Raw genomic sequence first — 12,623 nt, forward strand, 5'->3', positions numbered from 1 at the left:
ATGGGTCAGCCACTTTATATAGTACATAAATACTATAAAATAGCGATCACGCTGTGCCAGTTGCGTAAGTCCTGTTTATGTAATAAATAAGCCAAAAATAGGGGCACTAAACTTTGCGCCCCGTCAACTATATATCAGTTGTTTTAGGATTTTGGCTGTGCAGCTTGCCTAACAACTTGTTCGTCCAAACCTAACGCTTGAGCTATCTGCTCAATACTTAAACCAAACCCTAATAAGTGGGGTATCATTTCTAACTTAGCTTCTAAATTACCTTCTTCAAAAACTTCTCGTTTACCTTCTTTTTTACCTTCTTCAAAAACATCTTGGAAAAATCTAGTTTGCCTCAAGTCATTTAATTCAAACATTTTTTTACCTCCTCCTGGCTCAATCACGGCAACTTGTAGATTAATATCGTTTCTATTAAACGCACTGTTAAACCTTCGCACACCCTATTGTTTTAGGATTTTGGTTGTGCAGCTTGCCTAACAAGTTCTTCGTCCAAACCTAATGCTTGAGCTATCTGCTGAATACTTAAACCCAACCCTAATAACTGAGGTATGGCTTCTAACTTACCTTCTTGCCTGCCTTCTTGCCTGCCTTCTTGCCTGCCTTCTTGCCTACCTTCTTGCCTACCTTCTTGCCTGCCTTCTTGTTTACCTTCTTGCCAGCCTTCTGCAAAAACATCTTGATAAAATCTAGTTTGCTTTAACTCATTTAATCCAAACATTTTTCCAATCTCCTCCTGGCTCAATCGCGGCAACTTGTAGATTAATATCGTCTCTATCAATTGTATAATTTCCCTAATAGTAGCGACATCTGGAATTTGCTGGCGGGCAATGTTGACTATTTCGATAGCTCTTGTTGTCGCAGTTGATTCGGGTTCGATGATGAGTTTAACTGTCTCTATGCCGATTGATGATGCTTCAATTGAGCTTAATTCGTCAAGATAGACGCGAGTAACTCGTTGTGAGTTGAGTAGTTCTGTATATCTCTCGGTATCTCCAGTATCAACACTGCGGTTGGGGTAGATGACAACACCACGCCAATTATTAGTTAATTCGGTTTTGTCAAGATAATTAAAGATTTCAGTAAATAAACGTGAGTAAAACTTTTTATCTGGTTGAAATTGCACTTCGGCAAAATAAATGGGTAGTTCTGCTGCATTTGGGAGGAAAACGCCATCGATTCTAAACGCTAGTTGTTTGACTTCGACTGAAGAAAATTGGTAAACACTAGCTAGTTGGGGCGGTTGGTTAATCAGTTCAAAGAAAGTAGTGGGAATACTCTGAAAGATCCGATAGAAGATACTGTCTGTTTTCAAAGTAGCTTGTTTTACAGTCGTTGATGAATATATTTTACACTTCGACGATCGCGTGGTGACTATTTTGATTACAATAAATATTATGTATGTCAACAATTCAATAAAAATATTGAAATTGTATAAGACGATGATACAAAAAGTATTTAAAAAATATTAGGTGTTTAAAACTGACATTAATATTAGCAATTTCCCCCTAGAATTTTAGAAATAGGGTGTTTTATAGTATTGTATTGAGCATGGCATAAGACATTGGCTATAGGGAACTAAGTTTTTTCCCTAGTTTCTCGTCTTTAATCCTAGCTCAAATAAAAAGGGGAATTCCGCCTAAAGGACTCGAAGCCTGCGTAAATCAGTATGGCCCATGATTAGATGCGTTTACGTATCTCAATCATTCGTGGGCGTTGACAGATTCAATTTCCAATTGGCTAGAGTACGGCAGAGTTATGACCCCCAGCATTACAGATTCAGCAGTGAAGGCTGCCATCGCAGCTGTTGCTTCAGAGTCAGCCTCAGCAGAAGAAAAAATCCAGATGCTGATTGAGATAGCACAGGGTTTTCAAAAAAAGCCCAAAGCTGCCCAAGACTTGCGAAATGCAGTTGGGTTATATTACCGGGCCTACGAAATGTGTGGTGAGGAGTATCCCCTATTAAAAGCCAGGGCCCAAGTAGGGATGGCGGGGACGTTACAGGCAATACCGGATGCTGATTACCAACTGTTGATGCAAGCGAAAGTCGGTTATGAAGAGGCATTACCGATTTTACAACAATTAGCTTTGCCAGAGGAAGTGGCAGAGACGCAGATGAATTTTGGGCTGGTGTTGCAGTCGCTAGTGCCATTTAATTTGGCACGGATAACCGACAGCATCCAGGCTTATCATGAGGCGTTGCGGGTCTTTACTTGGGAAGATTATCCTCAAGAATACGCGATTTTGTATAACAATATTGCGATCGCATACCTTTCTATGCCTTTAGCATCGGAACGGGAATACTTGCGTCAAGGGTTAGCTGTGCAATCATTTGAGGTGGCGCTAAAGCACATTAATTTGATTGACCATCCTAGAGAATATGTGATGTTGCAGAACAATTTAGGTAATGCTTTGCAATATCTAGTGAGTTCTCATCCTGTGGAGAATAATTTAAGGGCGATCGCAGCTTATGATGAAGCGTTAAAAGTGCGTAATCCCAAAGATACACCTTTAGAATACGCTAACACAATTTCCAACAAAGCCAACGCCCTATTCAACTTACCAGACGACCCCGAAAAACCAGAAGCTGGTAATCCTAACAATCTTTTGCAAGCGCGTATCTACTATCAACACGCTTTAGAAATATTTACGGAACACCAACAAATGGCACAAGCAGAAGTAGTAGTTCAAGCGCTACAAGACGTAGAAACAGAAATGAAAGGTTAGGAGTTATGAATTTCATTTAACTCCTATCACTTTAACAACGAGTAAAAAAACAGCATGAGAGATATTTTAACAACGCAAAATCTGATAAATTTTCTCACAAGTTTAGCAGATGGTGATTTGAACATAGCAACAGAATTAGTGTGGTTAATCATAGCAGCCGCCTTATCTATGGTCGGCGGTGCAATTGGTGGAATGCTTTTAGCCGGGAAAGATATAGGCTATCAGTTTTCAGCGATGCTTGGTGCATTATTTGCCCCTGCGGGTGTAATTCCCGCCATCCTCTTAGGGCTTGCTGCCTTAAATTTCTTGACAAATTATTAGGAGAAAAGATGTTAGAGATAGGTTGGTTTTCTGCCAAGTTATTTTTTAAAGGAAAGCTACTACGCGACCCTGTGTATTTTGTCAAGCAAACTACTATTGGTATTGCTGTAGGTTTCTTACTGCTAGTATCACTCGCACAAGCCCCGATTCCCTTCTACCTACCAATAATATTATCTAGCTTAGTAACGGGCATAATTATGCCATTTCTCCTCAAAGACTTCAAAATGAAGTAATTTGTCATTGATAAATAACCAATGACCAATGACAAATGACCAATGACAAATGACAAATGACAAATCTTGAAGAATTAGTTCAGGAAATTAATCGTTTTGAGGCAATTATATCCGATTGGGATGAAAGCCAACGGTGTGTAGCGGTAGGTTTAAAAAGGGCAATTGAAGCTTTGCATAAAGCTGCATTGACTAGCTTGATTAAAAGCCTGAAAGAAGAATCAATGCCAGCTTTGCGCCATGCAGTTGCAGATGAAGTAGTCTATGCAGTGCTACTGTATCACGAACTAGTCAAACCACCAAAACCTCCACTTTCACAACGAATTCAGACAGCCCTTGAAGAAGTTCGCCCAGGTTTAAAAAGCCATAACGGTGATATAGAATTAGTGGCAATTAAGCCACCAGATACAGTAGAAGTCAAATTAATCGGAACTTGCAGCAGTTGTCCGACTTCTACTTTAACTTTATCTCAGGGAGTAGAACAAGCAATCAAAAACCATTGCCCCGAAATTACCAAAGTAGTGGCAGTTAATAACAGTTCTACTGTTAACAACGCTAATTCTAGTTTAATCAGTCCATTTTCTGCAAAAATAACTTGTACTTGGATGAAAGTAGCGACCCTTGATGAAGTTCCTGAATTTAGTGTAGTGGCAGTACAACTTGCTGGTACTTCACTTATTTTACATCGTCAAGGTGCTACAGTAAAATGCTACCGTAATAGTTGCGCTCATCTTGGATCTCCCTTAGAAAAGGGTACAGTTGAAAACGGTATTATTACCTGTCCTGCTCATGGATTCCAATACAAATTAGAGACAGGTGAATGCTTAACTGCACCTGATATTTCGCTTCAGTCATATCCAGTTAAGATTAAAGGCGATAAGGTTTTTGTGAAACTGCAAAAATGATGATGCAAAGGTAACATTTCAGCAAATATACTTGGCGATTAGTCAATCACAGCTACTTTGCTTTTTCATTTCAGTAGTTCGCGCATTGATTCTAGTCTTTTGTGCAAGCAAAATGCCTGAATACTTTCTCAATATCTTCAAATTAATTCTCATTTGTGTAATTCAGATATTGATTTTAGTGTTTTGAGAAAGTAAAAAGGCATATTACTTACTCAAAAGCAGCTTTTACTTATTCAAACCCCAGTTTGCTTACTCATTTTGGTGTTTTCCGCAAGCAAAATAAGCTTTTACTTACTCAAAAGCAGCTTTTACTTATTCATTTTGGTGTTTTCCGCAAGCAAAATGAGCTTTTACTTACTCATTTTGGTGTTTTCCTCAAGCAAAAGCAGCTTTTACTTTCTCAAACCCCAGTTTGCTTTCTCATTTCAGTACATCGCGCACTCATGCAAAAGATTCGCTATGTAGCAAAAGTTACTAAAATTGACTAGATTTTTTAAAATTGATTAATACAGAAGTCGATTAAAGGTTTTAACTTAATTTGAAAAAAGCATAATGCAAAACCGTTACTGTTGTTACACGCTAATCAACATTAATGTTTTTAAATAATTATTAGCGTCTATTTGCGCTTCATGGATATCCCAATCATAAGTAATCCCATATCACAATTACCGCTAGAAGCAACAGAAATTTCTCAATATTTGCCTCTATCACCTCAAGGTGCAGAGGTAATTTTAGGTAACATTATAGAACCAGAACAATTAGTCATACCAGTAGCGCCCAATGCCACAAATATGTTTGGGCCTCGTGGTGCTTGTTTGTTATCAAAAACTGGCCCATTATGGGTATCAGATACAGGACATCATCGATTATTAGGATGGGAGAATTTACCCACAAGAGATAGTCAACCGGCTGATTGGGTAATTGGACAACCTGATTTTTATCATGAAGGACAAAATGCTAAAAGTACACCGGGAAGGGCAACTTTAAGTGTACCAACAGGGATTTGTGCTTGCGGTGAAGGGTTAGCTGTAGCAGATGCTTGGAATCATCGGGTTTTGATTTGGAAAAGCTTACCAAAAGATAATAATGTTCCAGCAGATTTGGTATTAGGACAAGTTAATTTTACTGACAATGAATCAAATCGAGGAAATCAGCAAGCATCTGCTAATACAATGCACTGGCCTTATGGTGTTTACTATCATCAAGGACGGCTATTTATTGCTGACACTGGTAATCGAAGAGTATTAATTTGGCATCAATTACCAACAGAAAATGGTCAACCTGCTGATTTAGTTTTGGGACAACCAGATATGATATCTCGCAATGAAAACGGCGGTGATTCTCCAACCGCAGCGAGTATGCGTTGGTGTCACGACATCGCCTTTTGGGGAGAAAATCTGGTTGTCAGCGATGCAGGTAATCACCGAATAATGATTTGGCAAGGAATACCAACAGAAAATAATACTCCTTGTGCGGTGGTTTTAGGACAAAAAAGCTTTAATTTTGTGGAAATGAATCAAGGTGTTTATTATCCTAGTGCTAGTAGTTTAAGTATGCCTTATGGTGTGGCGGTGGCTGGAGATTGGTTAGTAGTTGCAGATACTGCTAATTCTCGTTTATTAGGATGGAGAAAGCCAGAATCAATTTTATCACTGCAAGGTGTAATGGCAGATGGGTTAGCAGGACAAATAAATTTTCAAAGTAAAGGTGAAAATCGTAACTTCGGACTACCGAAACGAGATAGCTTGAATTGGTGTTACGGGATAAAAATTTGCGGTAATACAGCAGTGATAGCTGATTCTGGAAACAACCGAATTTTGTTGTGGCAGTTTAACTATGCCGACTGAAGAAATTAGAGTTCGCGGTATTGTTCAGGGAGTAGGCTTTCGTCCTACCGTATATCGTCTGGCTAAAGCTTGCGGTTTGCGTGGAGATGTTTGTAATGATGGTGAAGGTGTATTAATTCGGGTATCTGGTAGTGAGGAAGCGTTAACAGAATTTGTTGCCAGATTGCAAACAGAATGTCCGCCACTAGCAAAAATTAACAAACTAACTAGAACTCCTTATGAAGATGAACTTAAATTTGATAATTTTGTGATTTCTACTAGTGTCAGTAATGCCATTAAAACAGAAATTACTCCTGATGCAGCCACTTGTCCCCAGTGTCAAAAAGAAATATTCGACCCTTTCAGCCGCTTTTATCGCTATCCCTTTACTAACTGTACTCATTGCGGCCCCCGTTTGAGTATTATTCGTGCGATTCCTTATGACAGAAGCAATACCAGTATGTCTGCGTTTGCTATCTGTCCCGAATGTGCAAAGGAATACCACGATGTTGAAAATCGGCGTTTTCACGCCCAACCTGTAGCTTGTCATGCTTGCGGCCCTTCAGCTTGGTTAGAACGTGCTGACGGTAAATCGGTTACTGCTTCCATGTTTTCTATGCTAGATGATGTGGATGCCGTTTGTACCTTGTTGCAAAAAGGTGAGATTGTCGCAATTAAAGGTTTAGGTGGTATTCATCTAGCTTGCGATGCAACTCAAGAAACTGCTGTACAAAAACTACGTCAGCGAAAAAAGCGTTATCATAAACCTTTTGCTTTAATGGCGCGAAATATTGAGGTAATTGAAGAATATTGCAGTATCAACGCCAAAGAAAAAGAATTATTAACAAGTTCTGCTGCACCAATTGTTTTATTACAAGCAACAGGTAAAAAAGTAGTAGCGCCATCGATAGCATCAGGGCAAAATACTCTGGGTTTCATGCTACCTTATACGCCGTTGCATCATTTAATTCTGCGGCGGATGAATCGCCCAATTGTTTTAACAAGTGGCAATCTTGCTGATGAACCACAATGTATTGATAATGACGAAGCAAGAGAAAAATTAGGGACAATTGCTGATTATTTTCTCTTTCACAATCGAGAAATTATTAATCGGGTAGATGATTCGGTTGTGCGTGTTGTCGGTGATAAAGTTCAAACAATTCGCCGTGCCAGAGGATATGCACCAGCATCAATTAGTTTACCACTGGGATTTCACAAAGTACCGCAAATTTTAGCAATGGGTAGTGAGTTAAAAAATACCTTTTGCTTATTGGGTGAAAGAGAAGCAATTCTCTCTCAACATTTAGGAGATTTAGAAAATGCTGCTGCTTTCAACGCTTACCAAGAAAATTTAAATTTATACTTAAATTTATTTGAGCATCAACCAGAAGTAATCGCCATTGATAAACATCCTGAATATCTCTCAAGTAAACTTGGTAAAGAACTTGCAGACAAAAATAAAATCAAAATTTATCCCATTCAACATCATCATGCTCACATTGCTGCTTGTATGGCAGAAAATGGGATTTCTCTAGATTCACCTCCAGTATTAGGTATAGCTTTAGATGGTTTAGGTTACGGTGATGATAGTACACTCTGGGGTGGAGAATTTCTGTTAGCAGATTACCGAAATTTTAAACGACTCGCAACATTTAAACCAGTAGCAATGATTGGTGGCGAACAAGCTATTTATCAGCCTTGGCGTAATACTTATGCCCAATTAGTAGCTGCTAATCTTTGGAATGATTGCGAACAAAAGTATCTTGACTTAGAAATAGTAAAATTTCTGAAAAACAAGCCACTTCAACTACTAAATCAGCTTATAGAGAAAAGAATTAACTCTCCTCCAGCTTCATCAGTGGGGCGATTGTTCGATGCAGTGGCGGCGGCTATCGGTATTTATAGAGAAGAATGTAGCTATGAAGGACAAGCTGCGATCGCACTTGAAGCTATAGTAGATGTTAGCAGCTTAAATAATGATAAAGAAACGCTAATATATCCTTTTAACTTTAGCTTTTCAGATAGTATTTATTGTATAGACCCGCGCCCAATGTGGCAAGCTTTGCTAAATGACTTGCAGCAGCAGATTCCACAGCCAGTTATAGCTGCCAAATTTCACCAAGGTTTAGCTAACGCCATTGTGGAAATGATTAAGCATCTTTCTCAAGAAAATCTGATTCATCAGGTAGCTTTAACAGGAGGAGTATTTCAAAATTGTATATTGTTAGAGCAAGTTACCAAACGATTACAAACATTGGGAATAAAAGTACTGACTCACAGCCTAGTTCCAACTAATGACGGCGGTTTATCTTTAGGACAAGCAGTTATTGCAGCCGCACAATTAATACATGAGAGTTGATATTTTACAATCTTTTTCTCACAAATAATTCTCTCTGTACCCTCCGCGCCTCTGCGGTAGCCTGCGGCAAGCCGAAGCGTCTACGTTTATCTTCAAGAATCAAAAATGTGTTTAGGAATCCCCGGACAAATTATAGAAATTACCAACGTTAACCATAAACTAGCCCTAGTTAACATTGGTGGTGTAAAGCGAGAAGTAAATATTGCTTGTATCGTAGATGAACAACATCCCCCCGAAGCTTGTATTGGAGATTGGGTATTAGTTCATGTTGGCTTTGCCATGAATCGAATTAACGAACAAGAAGCAGTAGAAACATTACAACTCCTCCAAGAATTAGCAGCAGCACAAGCAGGGATTAGTACTTAAATAATAGACCACGTAAAGGAAAACTTTAAAACTCATTTCCTTCTTTTTTCTTTCTTCCTTCGCGCCCTTTGCGTCCTTTGCGGTTCGTTAAAAAAAATCCCCACCACAAAAGCGAAATTAACTGATACACATCTTATGAAATATGTTGACGAATTCCGCGAACCGGAAAAAGCAGAAGCGTTATGCCGCGAAATCGCCAAATTAAGCCATCAGCTAGAAAAACCCATCAAAATTATGGAAGTATGCGGCGGACATACCCATTCCATATTTAAATACGGCATCGAAGAAATATTACCCCAAACCATTGAACTAATTCATGGGCCTGGTTGTCCAGTATGCGTTATGCCAAAAGGGAGATTAGATGATGCGATCGCAATCTCCCAAAATCATAACGTCATTTTTGCCACCTTTGGCGACGCAATGCGAGTTCCCGGTTCCAAAACCACTTTACTGCAAGCTAGGGCACAAGGTGCAGACATCCGTATGGTGTACTCTCCCTTAGATAGCCTGCAAATTGCAAGAGATAACCCCGACAAAGAAGTAGTCTTCTTCGCGTTAGGCTTTGAAACCACAGCCCCCAGCACCGCCTTCACTATTCTGCAAGCAGCAGCCGAAGGAATTCATAACTTTAGTATGTTTTCTAATCACGTCCTCGTGATTCCCGCCCTCAAAGCACTATTAGATAATCCCGATTTACAACTGGATGGATTTGTTGGGCCTGGTCATGTGAGCATGGTAATTGGCACTGACCCTTATGAATTTATTTCCCAACAATATAATAAGCCAATTGTCGTCTCAGGATTTGAACCCTTAGATATTCTCCAATCAATTTGGATGCTATTGCAACAGCTAGTAGAAAATCGTTGTGAAGTTGAAAATCAATACAACCGAATTGTCCAAAAAAGTGGAAACACAGTAGCCCTACAAGCCATAAATAAAGTTTTCGCCGTTCGAGATAGTTTTGATTGGCGCGGCTTAGGTGACATTCCCTATTCAGGATTACAAATCAAACCTGAATATGCTCAATTTGATGCCGAACTTAAATTTACCATTCCTAACCTGAAAGTAGCCGACCATAAAGCTTGTAAATGTGGAGAAATTCTCAAAGGAGTCTTAAAACCTTGGGAGTGCAAAGTATTCGGTACAGCTTGCACACCAGAAACACCCATTGGTACTTGTATGGTATCTTCCGAAGGTGCTTGTGCAGCCTATTACAAATATGGCCGACTCTCCACCATTGCCAAAAGAACAATCACCCAAAAACCAAAAATAACTCAAGAACCTCTCCCCGCCTGCGGCTTCTCCTCAGACTAAATACTCTGCGTACCTCTGCGCTTCCCTCTGCGTCCCTTTGCGTTAAAAAAAATTTTAATATGAATATTCCGCCCCAAAACTCAATAAAAAATCCCCTATTTCAAAAAATAGAACAAGTCCGCCGTCGCCAAGCTAAAGTGCAAGACACTCATATAACTCTCGCACATGGTAGCGGTGGAAAAGCCATGCGTGATTTAATAGACGAAATCTTTGTCAGCAATTTTGATAACCCAATTCTTTCACAACTAGAAGACCAAGCCAGCTTCAACCTAACCCCTCTCCTCCAACAAGGAGACAGACTCGCATTTACAACAGATTCTTATGTTGTAGACCCGTTATTTTTCCCAGGTGGTGATATAGGAGAATTAGCTATAAACGGCACAGTTAATGATTTAGCTGTAAGTGGTGCTAAACCTTTATATTTAACTTGTAGCGTAATTTTAGAAGAAGGATTACCAGTAGAAACCTTGCGACGTGTTGCAAACAGTATGAAAGCAGCCGCAGAAAAAGCAGGTATTCAAATTGTCACTGGTGACACAAAAGTTGTACATCGTGGTGCTGCCGATAAACTCTTTATTAATACTGCTGGTATTGGTATCATCCCGCGAGGAATTAGTATTTCCGCCCAAACTATTAAACCTGGAGATGCAATAATAATTAATGGTGAAATAGGCAATCATGGGACAGCCATTTTAATTGCCCGTGGAGAATTAGCCTTAGACACTAATATTGAAAGTGACTGTCAGCCGTTGCATAGTTTAGTAGAAACTATTCTCCATGTATGTCCCCAAATTCATGCTATGCGAGATGCTACACGCGGTGGTTTAGCGACAGTATTAAATGAATTTGCCCTTAGTTCAAATGTGGGAATTCGTCTATACGAAGAATCTATTCCAGTGCGGGAAGAAGTCAACGGAGTTTGCGAAATTCTCGGTTTAGACCCGTTGTATTTAGCTAATGAAGGTAAGTTAGTTGTAGTGGTTCCAAAAAAGAATGCTGAAAACGTTTTATCAGCTATGAAATTACACCCAGCAGGTAAAGATGCTTGTATTATTGGCGAAGTTATTCCTTCACCCCCAGGTATCGTATTATTAAAAACAGCTTTTGGTGCTGAAAGAATTGTGGATATGTTGGTAGGCGACCAATTGCCAAGAATTTGTTAATTTTTAATAGATTTTATAGTATGCACGAACTTGGAATTACCCAAAATATTGTCGCAATTGTGACTGAAAATGCTAAAGGCGCAAAAGTGCAGCGAGTTTTATTAGAAATTGGCAAACTTTCAGCCATTATGCCCGACGCAATCCGATTTTGTTTTGATATTTGCACTCAAGGTACAGTTTTAGAAGGAGCGACATTAGAAATTTTGGAAATTCCCGGCTTAGGGCGATGTCGCCAATGTGGTGCAGAAGTTTTTTTAGATAAACCATTTGGAATTTGTAATTGCGGTAGCGTGCAATTAGATTTAATTACTGGTGAAGAACTTAAAATTAAAGAAATAGAAATAGAGGAATTATGTGTGTAACTTGCGGTTGTTCTGATGATGGTGAAACTCAAATTATTAATTTAGAAACAGGTGAAGCTGAACATCATCATATTCACACTTTACCAGATGGAACTGTTATCACTCATTCCCACAGTCATGATCCTCATATAGAAGCGTCTCAAATTCATGCCAAAATACACAATACAACCATATCTTTAGAGCAGGATATTTTAGCAAAAAATAACTTGCTAGCTGCCCAAAACCGAGGATGGTTTAAAGGTCGAAATATTCTTGCTTTAAATTTAATGAGTTCTCCTGGTGCTGGGAAAACAACTCTTTTGACGCGAACCATTAATGATTTAAAAAATCAATTATCTATCAGTGTCATTGAAGGCGACCAAGAAACGGCTAACGATGCCAAAAAAATTAAACAAACAGGTTCTAAAGTTATCCAAATCAATACTGGAACAGGTTGTCATTTAGATGCATCAATGATAGAGAGGGGTTTACAACAACTGAATCCGCCATTAAATTCAGTTGTGATGATTGAAAATGTCGGAAATTTAGTTTGTCCAGCTTTATTTGATTTAGGAGAACAGGCAAAAGTTGTAATTCTTTCTGTCACGGAGGGAGAAGATAAGCCGATAAAATACCCGCATATATTCCGTGCTAGTCATGTAATGATTCTCACGAAAATTGATTTACTGCCTTATGTAGATTTTGATGTGCAAAAATGCATCGAATATGCTAGACAGGTAAATCCCCAAATTCAGATTTTTCAGGTTTCTGCAACTACTGGTGTAGGGTTGGATAATTGGTATAAATGGGTAACTGAAAAGGTAGTAGGATAATTGCTGAAGCGATGCCTAAGGTGGTCACTGAGCTTGCCGTACCCCTCCGGGGAAGCAAGCTACGCGCAGCGTCTCGTAGAGAAGTGCGGGCTACACCTACGCACCATACATGAGAAACTATTTATAGCAATCTGATTTGATTTATGAAATTATTTGCGTAGTCAGGCAAGAGGCAATAGGCAATAGGCAAGAGTGTAAAATAACTTACACCCGGAAGTAAAAAATAATTTCT

At 39.2% G+C, this 12,623-nt stretch carries 13 protein-coding genes; 11 read left to right on the plus strand and 2 right to left on the minus strand.

Going from position 1 to position 12,623, the window contains the following annotated elements:
• Window positions 1-143: 143 nt before the first annotated feature.
• Window positions 144-446: a hypothetical protein gene (locus tag RMX98_RS31410; RefSeq protein ID WP_322681155.1), complete on the minus strand. Its 303-nt coding sequence runs from the start codon at window positions 444-446 to the stop codon at window positions 144-146.
• Between the two features lie 11 nt (window positions 447-457).
• On the minus strand, window positions 458-1,321 hold the full coding sequence (locus tag RMX98_RS31415; protein WP_322681154.1) for an Rpn family recombination-promoting nuclease/putative transposase: 864 nt from the start codon (window positions 1,319-1,321) through the stop codon (window positions 458-460).
• Between the two features lie 443 nt (window positions 1,322-1,764).
• Between RMX98_RS31415 and RMX98_RS31420 the strand changes: the two genes are divergently transcribed.
• The 11 genes from RMX98_RS31420 (at window position 1,765) to hypB (ending at window position 12,391) form a co-directional block, all read left to right on the plus strand.
• Complete coding sequence (locus tag RMX98_RS31420; RefSeq protein WP_322681153.1) at window positions 1,765-2,733, plus strand: hypothetical protein; 969 nt, start codon at window positions 1,765-1,767, stop codon at window positions 2,731-2,733.
• Window positions 2,734-2,787: 54 nt separating this feature from the next.
• Window positions 2,788-3,054 (plus strand): hypothetical protein, encoded by a 267-nt coding sequence (locus tag RMX98_RS31425; RefSeq protein ID WP_322681152.1) that lies wholly within the window; start codon window positions 2,788-2,790, stop codon window positions 3,052-3,054.
• A gap of 8 nt (window positions 3,055-3,062) precedes the next feature.
• The gene (locus RMX98_RS31430; protein ID WP_322681151.1) at window positions 3,063-3,287 is read left to right on the plus strand and encodes a hypothetical protein; all 225 of its coding nucleotides are present in this window, start codon (window positions 3,063-3,065) and stop codon (window positions 3,285-3,287) included.
• Between the two features lie 56 nt (window positions 3,288-3,343).
• A complete protein-coding gene (locus RMX98_RS31435) occupies window positions 3,344-4,189 on the plus strand; it encodes a NifU family protein (RefSeq protein WP_322681150.1) in 846 nt (281 codons plus the stop codon).
• A gap of 629 nt (window positions 4,190-4,818) precedes the next feature.
• A complete protein-coding gene (locus RMX98_RS31440; protein WP_322681149.1) occupies window positions 4,819-6,036 on the plus strand; it encodes a hypothetical protein in 1,218 nt (405 codons plus the stop codon).
• Window positions 6,026-8,374 (plus strand): carbamoyltransferase HypF, encoded by a 2,349-nt coding sequence (gene hypF, locus RMX98_RS31445; protein ID WP_322681148.1) that lies wholly within the window; start codon window positions 6,026-6,028, stop codon window positions 8,372-8,374. The genes RMX98_RS31440 and hypF overlap by 11 nt, the downstream gene beginning before the upstream one ends.
• A gap of 105 nt (window positions 8,375-8,479) precedes the next feature.
• Entirely contained in the window at window positions 8,480-8,740 is a 261-nt protein-coding gene (locus RMX98_RS31450) for a HypC/HybG/HupF family hydrogenase formation chaperone (protein WP_322681147.1), read from the plus strand.
• 135 nt (window positions 8,741-8,875) lie between these two features.
• Window positions 8,876-10,054, plus strand: a complete 1,179-nt coding sequence (gene hypD, locus RMX98_RS31455) for a hydrogenase formation protein HypD (RefSeq protein ID WP_322681146.1) — start codon at window positions 8,876-8,878, stop codon at window positions 10,052-10,054.
• Window positions 10,055-10,113: 59 nt separating this feature from the next.
• Window positions 10,114-11,217, plus strand: a complete 1,104-nt coding sequence (hypE, locus tag RMX98_RS31460; protein WP_322681145.1) for a hydrogenase expression/formation protein HypE — start codon at window positions 10,114-10,116, stop codon at window positions 11,215-11,217.
• A gap of 20 nt (window positions 11,218-11,237) precedes the next feature.
• The gene (gene hypA, locus RMX98_RS31465) at window positions 11,238-11,579 is read left to right on the plus strand and encodes a hydrogenase maturation nickel metallochaperone HypA (RefSeq protein ID WP_322681144.1); all 342 of its coding nucleotides are present in this window, start codon (window positions 11,238-11,240) and stop codon (window positions 11,577-11,579) included.
• Complete coding sequence (gene hypB / locus RMX98_RS31470) at window positions 11,570-12,391, plus strand: hydrogenase nickel incorporation protein HypB (RefSeq protein ID WP_322681143.1); 822 nt, start codon at window positions 11,570-11,572, stop codon at window positions 12,389-12,391. Before hypA ends, hypB begins: the two co-directional genes overlap by 10 nt.
• The last annotated feature ends 232 nt before the right edge of the window (window positions 12,392-12,623 follow it).

Source organism: Nostoc sp. DedQUE02, from assembly GCF_034531035.1.
Classification (GTDB): Bacteria; Cyanobacteriota; Cyanobacteriia; order Cyanobacteriales; family Nostocaceae; genus Nostoc.